Genomic DNA, 18,375 nt, shown 5'->3' on the forward strand with positions numbered 1-18,375 from the left:
CCTATTCTTGACTTGTTAGGAATAGGGGCTTTTAGTATTTTTAGGCTGTTTTTAAGGATTGGTTGATGGTTTCATAATAGAGCTCTTCCAATTCTACTTCTGTCAAACCCTGGGTCTTTAGGTCAAACATAAGCTGGCCATGGTTCAGCATAATAACCCGGTCTGCAAACTGGACTGCATTTCTTAAGCTATGGGTGATCATTAGGGTCATCATCTTTTCTCTTTCTATGAGCTCCACTGTCTTTTCCATAATGACTTGACTCGTTTTAGGGTCTAGGGCTGCAGTATGTTCATCAAGAAGTAGGAGGTCTGGCTTCACAAGGGTTGCCATGAGAAGGGATAGGCTTTGTCTTTGACCCCCAGACAGGTATTTCACCTTGGTGTTTAATTTATTTTCCAAGCCTAGATTTAGGGTCTTTAGCTCTTCAATAACAACTTCCTTGTCCTGATTTTTTAAGAGGGATTTTAGGGTAAATTTTTGTCCTTTTTTCCTGGCAATGGTCATGTTTTCTAAGACCGTTAAGTTGGGACTGACTCCCTTGCTGGGATCTTGCATGACCTTACCGATATAGCGGGCCCTATTTTCTTCGTTTAAGTCGCTTAAATTTACATTTTCCAATTGGATGCTCCCTTGGTCCTCTTGAATTTTTCCAGAAATCAGGTTAAACAAGGTAGACTTTCCACATCCATTGGGTCCCAAGATTGCTGTACATTCTTCTCCCCTTATGTCCAGGGAAAATTCATTGAACACTTGATTTTCTTCTTCGGTTCCAGGATAGAAGGTTTTGGATAAGCGGTTGATTTTTAACATACTTTGACTCCTTTTTTTAAGACCTGCTTGCTAAGATTATTATAAGCAATAAAGACAATAACCAAGAGGCCCGTAACGGCCTTTAAATCATCTGGAGCTAGCCCAATATAAAGGGCTAGACCATAAATAATTCGGTAGACAATGGCTCCTAAAATACACCGGCTAGTTCCACGGATGGGAAGCCTTTGAAAACTGGTTTCTCCAATAATCAAGCTGGCAAGAGCTGTAACAATCATGGATTGTCCCATGGAAATATCTACATAACCTTGGTATTGAGCTGCCAAACATCCAGCCAGAGCTGCCAGGCCATTGGATAAAACGAGGCCCAGGCAGTAGAACTTATCTGGCTTTTGACCCAAGGACTTCACCAGGTCCTCATTGTCCCCTGTCACCAAGAGTAAATAACCCTTTTCTGTTTTGAAAAACCAATCCAGGGCCACTTTAATGATTAAGGCAATCAAGGCTAGAGAGATTAATTTACCCCAAGTACCACTAAAAAAGTTAAACATGGAAGGGGCATCCATTAGGGGAACATTGCTTTGTCCTGTTAGTCTTAAGTTCACCGTATAGAGGATGGTCATGGTTAAAATTCCTGCCAGGATTGGTGCGATTTTTACTTTTTTATAGAGAAAGTAGGTAAAATAACCGGCCAAACAACCTGCAACAAATGAGAGCACCATGGATACTGGAGGCAAAAAAACATGGGCAAACTTTGCAAAGACAAAGGCTCCTAGGGGAAAGGTCCCTTCAACAGACAAGTCTGCGATATCCAATATTCTAAACGTCAACATAACTCCTATAGCTAAAAGGGAAAAGATAAACCCTTGCTCTATGGAGATTAAAATCATTGCTCCCATTTTTTACTCCTTTTAATCCGCTAATTCTTATTCGTTAATGACGACCACATTGTCCCCTTGGGGATATTGGTCTTTAGACAGTTTTAACATGCTTGCTGTTTTTTCATTAAAGACTGTGTGCATACTTGCCGGCTTTTCGATGGGCAAGTCTTCAATTTTAGATCCTTGCAATAGCTTGTCCACCAAGTCTGCTGCTTGCTTTCCACTTTCCAAATAGTCAACTCCTGAGGCCATTAAAAGGCCCTTTTTAGCCTGACCTTCTTCTGAAGAAAAGCTGGGCAATTGACTTTCGTTTAATGACTTAACCAAGAGGGGGACACCAGAGGCAACATAGTTGTCTGACAAAGCAAAGTAGCCATCAATTTTTTTAGACAAGATGGTCATGGCTTGTGGGATGTCGTTGATGTTGTTAATCCCCATGGCCTCTAGTTTTAAGTTCTTGCTGGCACAAGCTTTTTCTAGTCGTTCTACTTGGACCCTGGAATTTTGTTCCCCAGTATTATAGAGGGTCCCTATGGTTTTTATGTTGGGGAACAATTTGATGTACTGGTCAATTTGTTGGCCAGGGTCTACCTCATCGGTGACTCCTGTGCATTTCCCTTCCAATCCAGCCCCCTTTGGATCTGTTACTGCCGCAAAGACCAGGGGAATGTCCCCCTTAGTGGTCAAGGCCCCTTGGGCAGCAGGTGTGGCAATGGCCAAGATAACATCTACCTTTTCTTGGACCATTTTTTGCGTGATTTGTGGAATATTTCCAGCTTCTCCTTGGGCATTTTGGACGATAATTTCTGCCCCTGGATACTTGCTTTTAATTTCCTTTTCAAAGCCTTCTCTTACTGCATCCAGACTAATTTGATCAATAAATTGGATGATACCAATTTTAGGAGAAGTTCCCTCTTGACTCATTTTCGTATTTTCTTGAGCTGCTTCTTCTTTCTTGTCATTGGTCGGTGCTTGTTGGCAGGCGACTAGGGCCAAGACCAAGCACAGGGTTAAAATAATTCTTTTCATCTTTTCTCCTTTCAAAATAAAAAAATCTTTCATCCAATAGGACGAAAGATTCGCGGTACCACCTAAATTATAGTATAATTACTATCTCTTATCAGGATCAAATTAATCCATAGCCTAAGATAACGGTGGCTTCCGAAATTGTCTACATTTTCAACAACCCTACTCCAGAGTGAATATTACATACCTTATTTCTTCCTGGCTTTCACCACATCCAGGTCTCTGTAAAGAACATCCAGTATCTTTCTCTCCATCGAAGTATTTAAGTATATGGATATATTACACTAGTTCCTGAATAAGTGCAAGAACTTTTTTTCAAAAAATTTCATTTCTCCCAAAGAAGATTCTCAAAACAGTTTTAACTAAAAGAAAGATGCCCTTGTGGGCACCCTTCTTTTTTTACTTATTCATTGTCATAATTTTCTGACAGTCTCTTATAGTGTTCATATCGGTCTTTAGCTTGCTCTTCTGCCATACCAAAGAGGTTTTCTGCTCTTTCTGGGAAGAGTTTTTTCAAGGAAGTATAGCGAACTTCTCCATCCAGGAATTCCCGATAGGGTCTGGAAGGTTCTTTAGAATCTAGGATAAATGGATTCTTGCCTTCTTTCTTCAGGCTTGGGTTGTAGCGATAGAGGTTCCAATATCCTGTTTCAACAGCCTTCTTTTCTTCTTCAATAGAAGTTCCCATTCCTGTCCGGATTCCATGGTTGATACATGGAGCATAGGCAATGATTAGGGATGGCCCTGGATAGGCTTCTGCTTCCTTAATGGCCTTAAGGGCTTGGTTTTTATCTGCACCCATGGCAATGGAAGCTACATAAATATATCCATAGCTGGTCATCATTAAGCCTAAGTCTTTTTTCTTAGTGGTCTTTCCGGCAGCTGCAAATTGAGCTACAGCTCCTGTTGGGGTTGCCTTAGAAGATTGACCTCCTGTATTGGAATACACTTCTGTATCTACAACAAAGATGTTAATATCTTCTCCTGAAGCCAAAACATGGTCTACCCCGCCAAAGCCAATATCATAGGCCCAGCCGTCACCACCAATAATCCATTGGCTTCTCTTGATAAAGTAGTCCTTAAGGCCCTTCAGTTCTTCTAATTCTTTTTGGCAATGACCACCATAGGATTGGTCCAAGAGAGGAAGAATTTTAGCTGTAGCAGCCTTGGATTCTTTGTAGTCATCCTTACCTTGGATCCATTGGCCTAGAGCATCTGAAAGTTCTTGGTCCACCTTGGCTTCAATCACTTCTTCTGCCAAGAGTTTGATTCGGTCTCTGACTTGGTTGGAACCAACCTTCATTCCATAGCCATATTCTGCATTATCTTCAAATAGGGAGTTGGCCCAAGAGGGTCCATTTCCACATGCATCTGTGCAATAGGGCATACTTGGAGCAGATCCACCCCAGATAGAGGTACATCCTGTTGCATTGGCGATCATCATGTGGTCTCCAAAGAGTTGAGTAATTAATTTAATATAGGGAGTTTCTCCACAACCAGCACATGCTCCTGAGAATTCCAGGTGAGGCATGAAGAATTGTGAGTTTTTAACATTATTTGCTTCGAATTGGTCTTGTTTAGAGGCCACTTCGTCAGAAGCATAATCCCAGTTGACACTTTGTTCTTCAAATTCTGATTCAAAAGGAACCATAAGCAAAGCTTTTTCCTTAGCAGGGCAAACTTGGGCACAGTTTCCACATCCCGTACAGTCTAGGGGAGAGATTTGAATTCTAAAGTCTAGTCCTTCTGTTCCCTTGCCTCTAGCCGGAATTGTTTCAAACCCTTCCGGTGCCTTCTTGGCCTCTTCTTCATTTAACAAGAAGGGACGAATAACAGCATGGGGGCAGACATAAGAACATTGGTTACATTGGATACACTTATCCTTTTGCCATTGGGGAACATTAACGGCAATACCACGCTTTTCAAAGCGACTGGTTCCATTGGGGAAGGTCCCATCTTCACGGCCTACAAAAGCAGATACAGGCAGGTCGTTTCCTTCTTGCCGGGTCATTGGAATGACAATGTCATTGATAAAGTCTGGAGCTCCTGGAATTGTATAATCTTCTGGCTCATCTGCTGTCTTCCAGCTTTCCGGTACTTCAATTTTAACAATGGCATCCATACCTCGATCGACAGCCTTATTGTTCATTGCAACAATATCGTCGCCCTTGTGACCATAGTCCTTCACAATGGCTTCTTTTAGTTTTTCCCGAGCTTCTTCAATGGGAAGAACTCCGGAAAGTTTAAAGAAGGCTGCCTGCATAACCATATTGGTCCGGCCACCTAGGCCTACTTCTGCTGCAATTTTAGTTGCATTGATGGTATAAAATTCAATATCATTTTGAGCAATGGCTCTTTTTAAAGAAGATGGCAGGTGGTTCCCCAATTCTTCCTCGGTCCAGATGGTATTTAATAGGAACTTACCACCCTTTTTAATCCCTCTTAGAAGGTCATATTGGTGGACATAGGATTGCTTAGAACAGGAAATAAAGTTGGCTTCAGTAATTAAATAGGTTGAAGTTATCTTCTTATGTCCAAATCTCAAGTGACTCATGGTGACGCCACCAGATTTTTTTGAATCGTAGTCAAAATAACCTTGAGCGTACATGTCAGTTCCATCACCGATAATTTTAATGGCACTCTTGTTGGCCCCAACAGTTCCGTCTGACCCAAATCCCCAGAATTTACAAGCAATGGTTCCTTCGGGTTCTGTGTGGACAATTTCATCCAAGGGCAGGGACAAATGAGTTACATCATCTTCAATGCCGATGGTAAAGTTGTGGCTGGGTTGGTCTTGGTCCAGGTGTTTGTAAACAGCTAGGATTTGTGATGGAGTCGTATCTTTTGAACCCAGGCCGTAGCGACCACCAATAATAAGAGGTCTATCTTCGAGATCATAATAAATATCTCTTACGTCCAAGTATAGGGGTTCTCCCATGGCTCCTTTTTCTTTTGTCCGATCCAAGACAGCAATTTTTTCAACTGTCTTTGGCATATTTTCTAGGAAAACTTCTCTGCTAAAGGGTCGATAGAGGTGGACTTTTAAGAGACCTACCTTTTCTCCCTTTTTATTTAAGTAGTCAACAACTTCTTCAATGGTTTCAGTGACAGATCCCATGGCAACAATGACCTTTTTGGCATCTTCTGCCCCATAGTAGTTAAAGAGGTCATAATGGCGACCTGTCAAATCACTTATCTTCTTCATGTAGTCTCTAGTAATACCTACAATGTCTGTGTAGAAGTGGTTTGAGGCTTCCATGGATTGGAAATAGATGTCAGGATTTTGTGCTGTCCCACGAATCTTTGGATTTGAAGGACTTAAGGCCCTTTGCTTGAAGGCAAGAATCGCTTCATGATCCACTAATTTATCTAGGTCTTCATAGTCCAAAACTTCAATTTTTTGAATTTCATGACTTGTGCGGAAACCATCAAAAAAATGTACAAAAGGAACCCTGCCCTTGATGGCAGACAAGTGAGCTATTCCGGCTAAATCCATAACTTCTTGTACCGATCCCGATGCCAAAAGCGCAAAGCCTGTAGCCCGAGTGGCCATAACATCTTGGTGGTCGCCGAAAATGCTTAGGGCCTGGGTTGCCAAAGATCGTGCAGCAACATGGAAGACTCCCGGCAATAATTCCCCGGAAATTTTATACATATTTGGAATCATTAAAAGCAAACCTTGAGAAGCAGTAAAGGTTGATGTCAGCGCTCCTCCTTGTAAAGATCCATGGACCGCTCCGGATGCACCACCTTCTGCTTGCATTTCTTTTACAAGAACTTCTTGTCCAAATATGTTTTTCCTCTCTTTTGCAGCCCAAGCATCAATATGTTCGGCCATTGGAGAGGACGGCGTAATGGGGTAAATACATGCCACATCTGAAAATGCATAGGCTACATGGGCAGCCGCTTCATTTCCATCCATGGTTTTCATGAATTTTGCCATAAGAATACCTCCTTATTCTCTATATCTATGATTTAACGTAGGTCTGAATACCTTTAAATTTATGATATCAAATGGATTTTTATAAAGCAATAAGTTTCCCCTAAAGATTTAAAATATTGCCCTTAATATTTTGAAAAGATCAGGCTCTTTTCTTGGATAATGGACATCCCACCAGCCCTTCCCGCCTGCCTTATCATTAGGTTACGCTAACTTTTTTAGCTATTTTTCTTCCGTCGACTTATTTCATTCATAACCCTGTCATTTAAAGCCACAGCTGCATTATAACCCAGGTCTTTTAACTTAAAGTTTTTAGTGGCCACCTCGATAACCATGGAAGTGTTTCTTCCGCTCTTTACCGGAATGGTCATCATGGGAACCTCAATGCCCAAGTATTGGCCATACTGACTTTTTTCTCCCAAGCGATCATAGGAAATATTTTCGTTCCAGGGCTCCAGGTGGACAATGAGGTCAATTTCTTTTTCCTCCATAACACAACCCACGCCAAAAATCCTTTGAACATCAATGATTCCCACGCCCCGAATTTCCATAAAGTGTTGGGTCACCTTGGGGCTCGTTCCATGTAATTGCTCGTCCAAACGACGGATAATTACAGAGTCGTCACTGATTAACTTGTGTCCGTTAACCAATAAGTCCAGGGCAGTTTCACTCTTTCCTACCCCGGAAGGTCCGGTAAGTAGGACACCAACGCCGTAAATATCCATTAATATCCCATGGACCCGCATGCTGGGAGCCAGCAAAACATCCGTATAGTTAATAAGCTGGTTAACTAAACGACTGGTGGTGGCCTTGGTGGTTAAAATGGTTCGATCATATTTTTTTGCAAGGTCGACGGCCTCTTTAAAGACTGCATTTCCTCTAGAAAAAATCATAACAGGAATATGGCTGGCAAAAATAGGCTCCAAAACTTGACAGCGCTTTTCATGGGTCAAGTCATTGCAAAATTGCCACTCTGCCCCTCCAATAATTTGAATTCGTTCCGAAACGTATTTTCGAAAATAACCAAACAATTGGAGACCTGGACGATTTAGTTCATTTGATTCAATTTCTACTTCTTCATAATCCTTAGCCAGATAAACAACCTCAAAACCCATATCATCAATCAGTTGTTTTAGAGAGAAAGATCCATTCATTAGCTGTTCTCCTTCCAATAATTCTTTAAGCTTTCTGCTGCCTTACTGTTCATGCCATCCACTTCTTTTAGCTCTTCAATAGAGGCTTCCTTAATTTTTTGAATACTCTTAAAGTGCTTCATCAAGGCCTGCTTCCTCTTGGGACCTATGCCGGGGATATCATCCAGTTGAGACTTGAACATGGACTTTGTGTGTAAACTCTTGTGGTAGTTCAAGGCAAAGCGGTGGGCCTCTTCCTGGATGGAAAATAAGAGCCTATAGAGCCTTGAAGCAACCTTGAGACGGATTTCCTTTCCCTGGTAGACTAGCCCTCTTGTTTTATGGAAGTCATCTTTTACTAGACCCACAATGGGAATTTGTATCCCCAACTTGTCCAAGGCCCTTGTTACCACATTGACTTGGCCCAGGCCCCCGTCAATCAAAAGTACATCTGGATAAATGTAAAAAGAATTGATTTTGCCATCTTTTTTATCTGCCTGTCCCCGTAAAAAACGTCGGGTTAAGACTTCCTCCATACTCTTGTAGTCATCCGGCCCCTGGACTGTCTTGATTTTAAATTTCCGATAGTCACTTTTCTTGGCTAGACCATCTTCATAAACCACCATAGACCCTACAGATTCCACTCCGGAAATATTGGAAATATCATAACATTCCAGGCGGTGGGGAAAATCTTTTAAATCCAAGATATCCTGCAGATCCTCCAAGGCCATCTTGCGTTCATTCTTCTTCCTCTTATACTTGTCTGAGTTTTTACTCAACATATCTATGGCATTTTGCTTGGCCAGGCGAACCAGGTCTCTTTTTTCTCCAATTTTAGGAGACTGGATATGGACCCGGCTCTTTCTTTTTTGGCTCAGCCAATCTTCAATGGTGGAGTCACTTAGGTCTTTTTCAACGAGGATCTCCTTGGGAATATGGGCTGTTCCACTATAAAATTGCTTGATAAAGGTCTCGGTAATTTCCTCTGTAGACTCTTGGTTAAAGTGGTCCAACAAAAAGTGCTCCCGGCCAATGATTTTTCCGTTCCGAATGAAAAAGATTTGCACCAAAACATCATTGACATCTCGAGCAATAGCAATGACATCTTGTTCCTTGTCCGAATTTGCCTCGGTAATCTTCTGTTTCTCACTTAGAATCTCCAAGGACCTTAGAGAATCTCGATATTTAGCCGCCTGTTCAAATTCTAAGTTTTCAGAAGCCTTTTCCATGGCTTCCCTTACTTTTTCATAGAGGTCTGTCTTCTTTCCGTCCAAAAAATTTTGAATATCCTCTATGTGCTGCTTGTAGTCTTGAGAAGAAACCTCTCCAGTACAAGGGCCCATACAGCGATGGATAAAGTAGTTTAAACAAGGTCTCACCTTGCCTATGGACTTTTCAATATTTAAATGACAGTCCCTAATGGGATAGAATTCATGGATCCGATCAATGGCTTCATTCACCGCTGTGGTATTGGGAAAGGGGCCATAATATTTAGATCCATCCTTGCCCAGACGTCTTGTTTTTAAAACGCGAGGAAATTCTTCCCCGCGAGTTATTTTAATATATGGGTATTGTTTATCATCCCTGAGGAGGACATTGTACTTGGGCCGCTTTTCCTTAATCAAGTTTTGTTCTAGGACCAAGGACTCAATTTCATTTTCAACAATGATATATTCATAGTCTTCAATGTGGGATACCATAGCCCGCACTTTTGAAGAGCTTTGACCATAGGATCCAAAATATTGGCGGACTCTCTTTCTTAAATTTTTGGCCTTACCAACATAAATTACCGTATCCGAAGCATCCTTCATCAAATAGACTCCCGGATTGTTGGGAAGTAGGTCTAATTGTTCCTTACTAACCATTATTTTTCCGAAAAAGGTTCCGTTTGGATGGAAAGGTAGGCTTCTTCTTCCTTGTTTAAATTAGGAGCCAACAAGTCATAAACTTGTTCATTGTAACGATTTAACCATTGTCTTTCTTCCCGGGTTAAGAGGTCTGGATTGATACACTTCCGATCAAAGGGAATATAGCTTAGCATGTCGAAAGAGTAAAAAGTTCCATCAGGAGCTGTTCCATCTAATTTTACAGCCACGTCATTTTCCAGGCGGATGCCGTACATGTCTTCTTTATAAATGCCCGGCTCAATGGTAACAATATACCCTTCTTCCAAGGGACAATCCTCTGTCCAGCGACTAATCCTATGGGGACCTTCATGGACATTTAAAAGATAGCCCACCCCGTGACCTGTTCCACACTTATAGTCCATATGATATTGCCAAATAGGTCTTCTGGCGATGGCATCCAATTGACTTCCCTTGGTCCCTTCCAAAAAGATGGTGTTGGCTAGGCCGATATGACTCTTTAAAACCAGGGTGTAGTCTCTTTTTTCTTCTTCTGTAGGTTGACCAAAGTGTAGGGTCCGTGTAATATCTGTGGTTCCCCGTAAATATTGGCCACCACTGTCGATTAAATAGAAAGAATCTTTTCCAATGACTGCACTTTCCTTTTGGGCTGAATAGTGCATCATAGCCCCATTGGATCCATAGGCAGAAATCGGTGTAAAGGAATCTTCAATATAATCTACAATATTTTTCCTAAAAGAAATCAGCTTGTTTTGCGCTTCAAATTCAGTAATGGTTTTTCCTGCCAACACTTCTTGGTTTAACCAGGAAAAATATTTAACCAAGGCCACCCCATCATCAACATAAGCCGCCTTTACATTATTCAACTCTACCTTGTTTTTTACGGCCTTTAACATGGTTGTAGGGTTAATAGCCTCAATCAGCTGGTTCTTTTCCTTGATGTTTTTATAGACCAAGGCATTTGTCTTGCTGGGGTCCAACAAGATCTTCTTACCCTTAAGTTTTTTAATGTCTTGGTAAAAATCATGGTATTCCTTGACGACAATCTTTTGTTGTTCAAAATACTCTACGATTTCTTGGTCAATTTTCTTTAGGTCAATATAAAGGACCAGGTGCTTCTTGTCTAAGGTTAAAAAGCTCAAGAAAACAGGGTTGTTTGGAATATCTCTTCCCCGAAGATTGGTGAACCAGGCAATGTCATCCAAAGAAGACAAAACCAGAGTATCTGCCTCGTGTTTTTTTAATTCCTCCATAACCTGGTCTCTTTTTTCCAGGGTGGAAAATTTGGTATAGGCGTTTTTCAAAATAAACATGGGTTCTTGGGGCAGGCCGGGTCGGTTTTCCCACAAGTCTGTCATTAGGTCCACAGCCTTAAAGTTTAGGTCTGGTCTTTGACTTTCCAACTTTTGCAGGTCCTTCATCATTAAAAGTTCCCCATGGAAGCCAACTGTGTCCCCCTCTTTGGCCATTTTAATCACATAATCATAGGGAGATAAAATCTCTGGTTGACCATCCTTTTGTAGGGCAAAACCGGAACCTTCCAATTGTTTCCCAGCTTGAATATAGTAACGACCATCCGTCCAGCAATAAGCTTCATCCTTAAAAGCCACTGCGACCCCAGCAGATCCGGTAAATCCAGTTAAAAATGTCCGATACTTATAGGCGTCTGGTGGATATTCACTACCATGAGGGTCCCCAGTAGGAACCAAGTAAATATCTATTTTGTTTTCTTGCATTTTATTTCTTAATTTTTTTAAAACTTCCATCATACACGACCTTTCTTTATATGTTTATTTTACAATAAAGAGGGAAAAAAAGCACCTATTGCCGCGACTTTTCCCTGGCTTTTATTTTCCCAAGCCTGACCTGCAAGCAAGCTTTCTAATTCTTGCCAGTTTGATATTTCCCTGCACAAGAAAAGCCACTAGTATGGCTAAAAGCTTACTAGTGGCCTTTGTTTACCCTAAACAGACTGCTTTAATTTGTATTCATCCATGACTTGAGCCATAGTTTTTAATTTAATCGCATCGTATTGGGCAAAAATTTTTTTAGAGAAATCGACATTTTGATAAACGCACCAATAGCCCTTAAACTTACATTTCTTCCCTCCCAGGGTGGAAAAACCTAGAACATCACAGGTTGGATAACCTAGGAAAATTCCAACTTCATGGGGACAGGAATTTTGAAAATGTCTTTTTAGCGTCTTTAGGGCCTCGGATAGGTTTGCGGGATCTTTATACTTGTACTTTTTTAAAAACAATTGAATTTCTTCTTGCCCCAAATGGGCTTCCAATGATTCTTTTTTATAAAAGTAAACCAAAACCCCCTGCTGGGACTCTTTTAAAATAAAAGATTGCACTCCAAGAGCCTCTTCAAAGTATTTTTTCTTGGCTAGAAAAATTTTATGTAGGGGCAAGTGGGTCATGGATAAATTTAAGAGGGTCCCAGCCTTGTTGCAATAGAGGGTTGGGGCCAGCTGGACCCTTAAATATCCGTAGAGATAGGAAAATTCGTCCAGCTGACCCAACTTTTCAAAAAAAGACAGGAGACTTTCCTTGGGCATCTTAAGACCGCGCCAAGTCTCGTCCCAATAATTTGCAGTCATAAAGGGCATCTTCGTCTGGATCATCATAAGCAATTAAACCGTCTGCAACCAGTCTTGCTCCACAATCTTCCATTTCTTCCACCCATTCTTTCATCCATTGACCGTCAGCCCACTCATAGGATCCAAATAAGGCTGTAGCCTTGCCAGACAAGAGGGGTTTGATTTCATCAACAAAGGGTCGGAAGCAAGTTTCTTCCAATTCTTCAGCTCCCATAGCTGGGCAACCAAGAGCTACAGCATCAGCAGACTTTACATCTTCTGCTGTGGCATCTGTTACAAAGAGTAGGTCTACATTTGCTCCCTCTTCCTTGGCTCCTTCAACAACAGCATGGGCCATTTTTTCAGTGTTTCCTGTTCCGGTCCAATAGATTACTTTAATGGTTTTCATAATTCCTCCTAAATTTCATTGATATTTGCTATCATTTATATTATTATTATAGTAGCTTTGATAATTCATTGCTTTTCATTTATCGCCTATTTATCATATAAAAAAAGGAGTTCTTATGTACGATTATCTTAATTTAGTTAAAAAATTAAAAAATTCCACTTTAAAAAATGCAAAAGATACCCTCTACCGGGAACTTATGCCCTATAGTGAAGACCTAGCCTCTCTTCAAAAGTATCTGGACCATTTAAATGTTTATTTATGTACATATTTTTTACTTAGATACAAACTACATTTAGAAAAAATTGCCGAGATTTTTGACCAAAAAATCCAAGAAGTAGAAACCTTTGAACAAGCTTTTCTTCTTGGCGAAGACATCTTAAATGAGTATAAAAACCGCTTTGGAACCGTCCTCCTATCTGTGGACCATCAACTGATTAAACAAGCCTTAACCTATATTCAACAACACTTCCATGAAAAAATCACCCTGGATACTGTATCCAAAAAGCTCCATCTTTCTAAAAACTACCTCTGCCACCTCTTTCAAGAGGAAACCGGCCACAAGTTTTGTGAATATATTTCTCTTCTTCGGATCCAACATGCCAAAAAGTTAATTGAAGAAGGAAAAGATTCCTTTACCTCGATTTCTTATACTTGCGGCTTTTCAAGTCAAAGTCATTTCTCTACAACCTTTAAAAAATATGCCGGTTGTACCCCTAAGGAATACCAGAAAATAATTCTAGCCAAGTAAGTTTTATAGATAAAAAAGGAGGACAGGTTAACCTGTCCTCCTTTTTTATCTACTTATAGCTATTTTGAATGGCTTGTCTATAAAGCTTAATTCAATTCTTGACCATCTACCACATCTTCTTCAATAAAACTTTCTTCTGTGGCATCTTCTTCTGCCGCTACTCTTTGAAATTCATTGATAACGGCTTCTTCAAGCTCATTTCTTGTTTTTGAATTAATTGGGTGTGCAATGTCTCTAAAGGATCCTGATGGAATGCGACGACTTGGCATTGCTAAAAAAAGTCCATCCGTTCCTTCAATCACTTTCATATCATGAACGACAAAATCTCCATCAAATGTTACGGAAGCAATTGCCTTCATTCTGCCCCCATCTTTAATTTGCCGAATACGAATATCCGTAATGTTCATGGTGTCACCATCCTTTCCTTTTACCATTATACTATATTATAAGAATAAAAGTAAACACTTATGAACTTTCTTCGATATAAATAGAAATTTCTTTTCCCTCAGACTTTGTGCTATAATTATCCTATATGAGGAGGACCGTCTATTGATTGCATTTGATTTTAAAAATAATAAGCGCCATGTCCATTTTATCGGCATTGGCGGTATTTCTATGAGTGGCCTGGCAGAGATACTCCACCACAATCACTTTATCGTTTCCGGTTCTGATATGAAAGAATCCAAAATTACCCAACATCTAAGAGAAATTGGAATTCCTGTAACGATTGGACATAGCAAGGAAAACATCCAGGGGGCTGATGTGGTGATTTTTACCGATGCCATTAGTCTGGATAATGAAGAGCTTCGAGGGGCCATTGAAGCCAAGGTTGACCTAATTGACCGGGCCAGTTTTTTAGGCATGCTCATGAAAAACTATAAAAAATCCATTGCCGTTTCTGGAACCCATGGCAAGACCACTACGACTTCCATGATTTCCTGTATGATTCGAAATCTAAAAGAAGACCCTACCATCTTGCTAGGCGGCGAATTGGATGAAATAAAGGGAAATGTCCGTTTTGGCAAGAAAGAACTCTTTTTAACCGAAGCTTGTGAATACAAGGCCAATATTGTCAAATACTTCCCCACTACAGCCATTATTTTAAATATGGACGAAGACCACCTGGATTATTTTGACAATATGGACCACATTTACCGTACCTTTCTCCAATATGGTCAAAATATCCCCCCGGAAGGTTATCTTGTTTTAAATATGGACAATGCCTATGTTCAAAAATTAATTCCGGAAGTACAGGCTCATGTTGTGACCTTTTCCATCCAGCAAGAAGCCGACTACCAGGCAAAAAATATTCGCTTTTCCGAAGCCGGTCTGGCCAGCTTTGACCTCTACTATCACGGAGACTTTATCCGTCCCATTCATTTAAAGGTCATGGGCCTGCACAATATTTATAATGCTCTGGCAGCCATTGCCAGCGTCCATGAAAATGGTCTGGACTTTGATCTTGCTATCCAAGGCCTGGAATCCTATCGAGGCGTCCACCGTCGTTTGGAATACAAGGGAAGTAAAAACGGCATTAGCGTTATTGACGACTATGCCCACCACCCTACAGAAATCCAATCCACCCTCCACGCCTTAAGACAGGCGGCCCAAGGAAAGATTTATTGTGTCTTCCAACCCCACACCTTTACTCGGACCAAATTGCTCTTAGATGGCTTTGCCCATAGCTTCCATGAAGCCGATTCTGTTATTATTACAGACATCTATGCCGCCCGAGAAAAAGACTACGGAGACATCCACTCCAAGACCCTGGTAGATGCCATTAATAAGATTGGAGACCATGCCCAATACCTTGCCGACTTTGATGAAATTGTAGATTTTTGTAAAAAGAAACTTCAACCCGGAGATACCCTTCTAACCATGGGAGCTGGAGATGTTTACCTTATTGGCGAAAAGTTTTTAGAAAATTAAAAAATCCTAGAAGATGAAAAATCTTCTAGGATTTTTTATTGGATTTTTAATTTTTCCACTTTCCTTCCCGCATATTTTAAGGTTCTATAATAAATGTTGGGGTCCCCCTAGACTCCAACATTTATTTTTTGCCATAAAAAATGCACTTATCTCTTTTTTCCTTTACAATAAAGTTACCACAACAAAATGAAAGGGTGAGATAAGTGCATAACTATACTAACACAAATCTATTGAATTTAAAAGGTGTCTCTATTGACGAGGTGGTCTCTTTTGATGATCACATTGATGTAAAACTCCATTCTTTATACAAGGAGGGACTTTGTCCTGTTTGTGGTCATAAGACCTCTCGCATCCATGATTATCGTCTGCAAAGGATCCAACACACGCCTATTGGCTTGCGGAAGGTCTTTCTTTTTCTTCGGAAGAAGCGCTTTGTTTGTCCTCATTGTCAGAAGCGTTTTTATGAGTCTTTGGATTTCTTAGCTCCCTATTCTAGACGGACTAAGGATCTCCACTTCTTTATCCAAGACCAATTAAAACAGGTCCGGTCTTTATCTTCTATTGCCAAGGACTTGGGTTTATCTTCCTCTTGTCTCACAAGCTATCTAAAGTTGGCTCCAAGGAGGCGGCCAAATCTTCCTCGGGTCTTAAGTATGGATGAGTTTAAGGGAAATGCTGGTGGGGATAAATACCAATGTATTTTAGTGGATCCAATCCATCACCAGGTACTGGATATTTTACCCTCTCGACGAAAAAAGGCTTTAATGGACTACTTTTCTTCTTTTCCCAAGGAAGAACGAAGAAGGGTGAAGTATGTGGTTATGGATATGAGTCATCTTTTCTACGCCGTCTTAAAGGAATTCTTCCCTCAGGCAACCTTCATTGCGGATAAGTTTCATTTTGCCAGACAAGTCTTTTGGGCCTTAGAGAATGTCCGCAAGACACGACAAAAGACAAGGGATGCAAAGTATCGTCTCTACTTTAAACGGTCCAAGTCCATCCTACGGAAAAAAGGCAGTCGGCTAAGCCCCGAAGAAAAAGAAAAGCTGGAACTAATGCTTTGGCAAGACAAGGAAATCAAAGAAGCTTATTTCTTAAAAGAACGCTTTTATGACGTCTTAGATGCCTCCAGCAAAGAAGAAGCAAGACAGGCCTTAGACAAGTGGCTGTGGGTTGCTAAAGAAAGTGGATTAAAGGAATTTAAAGCCAGTATTCGGGCCTATGAAAACTGGAAAGAAGAAATCCTAAACGCCTTTTCCACAGGCATCACCAATGGACAAACAGAAGGCTTTAACAACAAAATCAAAGTGATTAAACGGGTTTCCTATGGGTATCGGAATTTTGAGAACTTTAAGAGTCGCATTTTAATGGTCTTTCGAGCATAAGAAAGGGGCGAGAATGAATCTCACCCCAACATTTGACAAAGAGCCTATTTTAATGATAAACCGCTTCAAATTTAGGATAGGTCTCTCCCTTTAACAGTAGCTCTCGCGTTTTCTTATCCCTTATCTGAGCATCTAGGTTTTCCCTCAACCATAGAATCTGATCCTCTTTTACATTCAGTCCCTTGAAGACCTTGTCTCCTTCCTCTTCTAAAAGTTTGTCTACTAGCTCATGGCCATTGGAAAACTTATAGTAATTGTCCACTTGGGTAAGCCACATGGCCATGGTTAGGTTAATTTCATCCTCTTGTTTTGAGTCTGGAAAGACTTTTTTAAAGGCTTCTTTATCGTAACTTAATTCTGCACTCCTTACTTCCATTCCAAGAGTAATGGGTTTAAAGAATTTAAAAGTTTCCGTGTCTTCCGCCTCAACCTGATAGACATGTTTTCCCATTCCTGCAAGCTTCATTCCCCAATAGGACCTGCCTGTGTAAATATTTGTGATTAAAAGTAGGACAATTAACAAATAAAGAAACTTTCGACTTTTAAAAAATTCTTTCATTTTCTTCCCTCCTATATGGAAATCTTGACCACCCTAAACATTGGTCTCAAGAACTCCTTTGACTAAATATTTTTCCTTTCCATCTCCCAGTAAAAATCTAGAAAGAATTTACCCTTCTCCCATAAGTCCATTCTACTCCTTTTTTCTCTTAAATGTAAAAAGATGTAGAACTTACATTTTACATGTAGATTTAGCAAGAATCTTCCTTTAATAGGGAATTTGAATACATACTGTAAACAAGTTATCGTCCACAGAGGTATCCATTTTCCCCTTGAGCTTTTGAACTTCTTCCTGGGTAATTACCAGGCCCAATCCCCTAGCAACTTTTTTATCCCGTCGATAAAACCGTCCTCTTCTAGTTAGAGGTTTTTCCTTAAAAGAATTTTCAATTTTGATCTCCAAGCCTTGGTTCTTTGAAATTTCTAAGGATAAATACTTATTCTCTGCTCCTTCTAAGGCTTCCAGGGCATTTTTTAAAAGATTTTCTAAAATAGTATAGAGGGAAAAGTTAATGGACTCTCTTTTTCCGATGGGTTCAACATCCCAAATAAGTTCTGTCCCCAGGTCCAAAAAGGCCTGTCTTTTTTCCTCTAAAAGATAGTCTAAAAGAGGGTCTCCTAGCCATATTTTTTTAGAAGTCTTTTCTAAATTATTAAGATGGCTTCCAATAGCTTCCCGAGCTAAATCACAATCTCCCTCTTCCAGAAGGTATTGGAGTTTAGTTAAATCATTAATATACTCATGGCGAAACTTTCGTATCTCCATTTCGCTACGCTCCTTTTCTTCTAAGATTTTCTCCAGACCATCTCTTTGATTTTTAATCCGGTCTTTTTGTCTAGTCTCTTCTATGTATTTTCCTATGCCTTCATAGAAAAAGAGCAAGGCCATATTTATAACTAACAGAGCCAGTAAAAAGGAATCAAAATTATAATAAGATACTGCTTGTTTATTATATAGGTAGTTATATAGTAAACAAAATATAGAGATCCCTGGAATTAAAATAAACGCAAAAATATATCTATGAGGTAAGTTTTTCCATTTAATATCAATATATTTTTTTATAAAGTTTATCCAGAAGAAATCCCAAAGAACAGAAATTGCAAATAAGTACACAATTTTTATTCCTGTTCTTTTAAAGACTGCGTAA

At 40.2% G+C, this 18,375-nt stretch carries 15 protein-coding genes and 1 other annotated feature; of the genes, 3 read left to right on the forward strand and 12 right to left on the reverse strand.

Going from position 1 to position 18,375, the window contains the following annotated elements:
• Positions 1-40 precede the first annotated feature (40 nt).
• The 9 genes from BQ7400_RS02110 to BQ7400_RS02150 all read right to left on the reverse strand — a co-directional run bounded on the left by BQ7400_RS02110 (position 41) and on the right by BQ7400_RS02150 (position 12,607).
• Entirely contained in the window at positions 41-811 is a 771-nt protein-coding gene (locus BQ7400_RS02110; protein ID WP_072469303.1) for an ABC transporter ATP-binding protein, read from the reverse strand.
• A complete protein-coding gene (locus tag BQ7400_RS02115; RefSeq protein WP_034439658.1) occupies positions 805-1,668 on the reverse strand; it encodes an ABC transporter permease in 864 nt (287 codons plus the stop codon). The genes BQ7400_RS02110 and BQ7400_RS02115 overlap by 7 nt, the downstream gene beginning before the upstream one ends.
• 27 nt (positions 1,669-1,695) lie before the next feature.
• On the reverse strand, positions 1,696-2,679 hold the full coding sequence (locus tag BQ7400_RS02120; RefSeq protein ID WP_180371939.1) for an ABC transporter substrate-binding protein: 984 nt from the start codon (positions 2,677-2,679) through the stop codon (positions 1,696-1,698).
• A 34-nt stretch (positions 2,680-2,713) separates the two neighbouring features.
• Positions 2,714-2,942 (reverse strand) — a binding site (T-box leader).
• Positions 2,943-3,079: 137 nt separating this feature from the next.
• Positions 3,080-6,619 (reverse strand): pyruvate:ferredoxin (flavodoxin) oxidoreductase, encoded by a 3,540-nt coding sequence (gene nifJ, locus BQ7400_RS02125; protein WP_072469305.1) that lies wholly within the window; start codon positions 6,617-6,619, stop codon positions 3,080-3,082.
• Between the two features lie 215 nt (positions 6,620-6,834).
• Positions 6,835-7,770 (reverse strand): HPr(Ser) kinase/phosphatase, encoded by a 936-nt coding sequence (hprK, locus tag BQ7400_RS02130; protein WP_034439655.1) that lies wholly within the window; start codon positions 7,768-7,770, stop codon positions 6,835-6,837.
• On the reverse strand, positions 7,770-9,614 hold the full coding sequence (gene uvrC / locus BQ7400_RS02135) for an excinuclease ABC subunit UvrC (protein ID WP_072469306.1): 1,845 nt from the start codon (positions 9,612-9,614) through the stop codon (positions 7,770-7,772). The genes hprK and uvrC overlap by 1 nt, the downstream gene beginning before the upstream one ends.
• Positions 9,614-11,380, reverse strand: a complete 1,767-nt coding sequence (locus BQ7400_RS02140) for an aminopeptidase P family protein (protein WP_072469638.1) — start codon at positions 11,378-11,380, stop codon at positions 9,614-9,616. Before BQ7400_RS02140 ends, uvrC begins: the two co-directional genes overlap by 1 nt.
• Positions 11,381-11,577: 197 nt before the next feature.
• Positions 11,578-12,243 (reverse strand): DUF3793 family protein, encoded by a 666-nt coding sequence (locus tag BQ7400_RS02145; protein ID WP_180371940.1) that lies wholly within the window; start codon positions 12,241-12,243, stop codon positions 11,578-11,580.
• Entirely contained in the window at positions 12,179-12,607 is a 429-nt protein-coding gene (locus tag BQ7400_RS02150; RefSeq protein ID WP_034439648.1) for a flavodoxin, read from the reverse strand. The genes BQ7400_RS02145 and BQ7400_RS02150 overlap by 65 nt, the downstream gene beginning before the upstream one ends.
• 115 nt (positions 12,608-12,722) lie before the next feature.
• On the opposite strand from BQ7400_RS02150, the gene BQ7400_RS02155 reads away from it, so the two are divergent.
• A complete protein-coding gene (locus tag BQ7400_RS02155) occupies positions 12,723-13,355 on the forward strand; it encodes a helix-turn-helix transcriptional regulator (protein WP_072469308.1) in 633 nt (210 codons plus the stop codon).
• An 86-nt stretch (positions 13,356-13,441) separates the two neighbouring features.
• Here the strand turns inward: BQ7400_RS02155 and spoVG are convergent, their stop codons facing one another.
• Entirely contained in the window at positions 13,442-13,762 is a 321-nt protein-coding gene (gene spoVG, locus BQ7400_RS02160; RefSeq protein WP_072469309.1) for a septation regulator SpoVG, read from the reverse strand.
• 142 nt (positions 13,763-13,904) lie between these two features.
• Here spoVG and murC point away from each other — a divergent pair, with 142 nt between their 5' ends.
• A complete protein-coding gene (gene murC, locus BQ7400_RS02165) occupies positions 13,905-15,284 on the forward strand; it encodes a UDP-N-acetylmuramate--L-alanine ligase (RefSeq protein WP_072469310.1) in 1,380 nt (459 codons plus the stop codon).
• Between the two features lie 230 nt (positions 15,285-15,514).
• The gene (locus BQ7400_RS02170) at positions 15,515-16,669 is read left to right on the forward strand and encodes an ISL3 family transposase (RefSeq protein WP_180371941.1); all 1,155 of its coding nucleotides are present in this window, start codon (positions 15,515-15,517) and stop codon (positions 16,667-16,669) included.
• Between the two features lie 49 nt (positions 16,670-16,718).
• Here the strand turns inward: BQ7400_RS02170 and BQ7400_RS02175 are convergent, their stop codons facing one another.
• Entirely contained in the window at positions 16,719-17,228 is a 510-nt protein-coding gene (locus BQ7400_RS02175; protein WP_072469312.1) for a hypothetical protein, read from the reverse strand.
• 207 nt (positions 17,229-17,435) lie between these two features.
• A complete protein-coding gene (locus BQ7400_RS10555; RefSeq protein WP_180371942.1) occupies positions 17,436-17,993 on the reverse strand; it encodes a sensor histidine kinase in 558 nt (185 codons plus the stop codon).
• Positions 17,994-18,375 lie beyond the last annotated feature (382 nt).

Source organism: Urinicoccus massiliensis (genome assembly GCF_900120405.1).
Lineage (GTDB): Bacteria > Bacillota > Clostridia > Tissierellales > Peptoniphilaceae > Urinicoccus > Urinicoccus massiliensis.

What these genes read in the sequence shown, in the direction of transcription:
- BQ7400_RS02110 (WP_072469303.1), bottom strand. Translation starts at nt 811, where the DNA reads ATGTTAAAAATCAACCGCTTATCCAAAACCTTCTATCCTGGAACCGAA.
- BQ7400_RS02115 (WP_034439658.1), bottom strand. Translation starts at nt 1,668, where the DNA reads ATGGGAGCAATGATTTTAATCTCCATAGAGCAAGGGTTTATCTTTTCC.
- BQ7400_RS02120 (WP_180371939.1), bottom strand. Translation starts at nt 2,679, where the DNA reads ATGAAAAGAATTATTTTAACCCTGTGCTTGGTCTTGGCCCTAGTCGCC.
- nifJ (WP_072469305.1), bottom strand. Translation starts at nt 6,619, where the DNA reads ATGGCAAAATTCATGAAAACCATGGATGGAAATGAAGCGGCTGCCCAT.
- hprK (WP_034439655.1), bottom strand. Translation starts at nt 7,770, where the DNA reads ATGAATGGATCTTTCTCTCTAAAACAACTGATTGATGATATGGGTTTT.
- uvrC (WP_072469306.1), bottom strand. Translation starts at nt 9,614, where the DNA reads ATGGTTAGTAAGGAACAATTAGACCTACTTCCCAACAATCCGGGAGTC.
- BQ7400_RS02140 (WP_072469638.1), bottom strand. Translation starts at nt 11,380, where the DNA reads ATGGAAGTTTTAAAAAAATTAAGAAATAAAATGCAAGAAAACAAAATA.
- BQ7400_RS02145 (WP_180371940.1), bottom strand. Translation starts at nt 12,243, where the DNA reads ATGATCCAGACGAAGATGCCCTTTATGACTGCAAATTATTGGGACGAG.
- BQ7400_RS02150 (WP_034439648.1), bottom strand. Translation starts at nt 12,607, where the DNA reads ATGAAAACCATTAAAGTAATCTATTGGACCGGAACAGGAAACACTGAA.
- BQ7400_RS02155 (WP_072469308.1), top strand. Translation starts at nt 12,723, where the DNA reads ATGTACGATTATCTTAATTTAGTTAAAAAATTAAAAAATTCCACTTTA.
- spoVG (WP_072469309.1), bottom strand. Translation starts at nt 13,762, where the DNA reads ATGAACATTACGGATATTCGTATTCGGCAAATTAAAGATGGGGGCAGA.
- BQ7400_RS02175 (WP_072469312.1), bottom strand. Translation starts at nt 17,228, where the DNA reads ATGAAAGAATTTTTTAAAAGTCGAAAGTTTCTTTATTTGTTAATTGTC.
- BQ7400_RS10555 (WP_180371942.1), bottom strand. Translation starts at nt 17,993, where the DNA reads ATGGAGATACGAAAGTTTCGCCATGAGTATATTAATGATTTAACTAAA.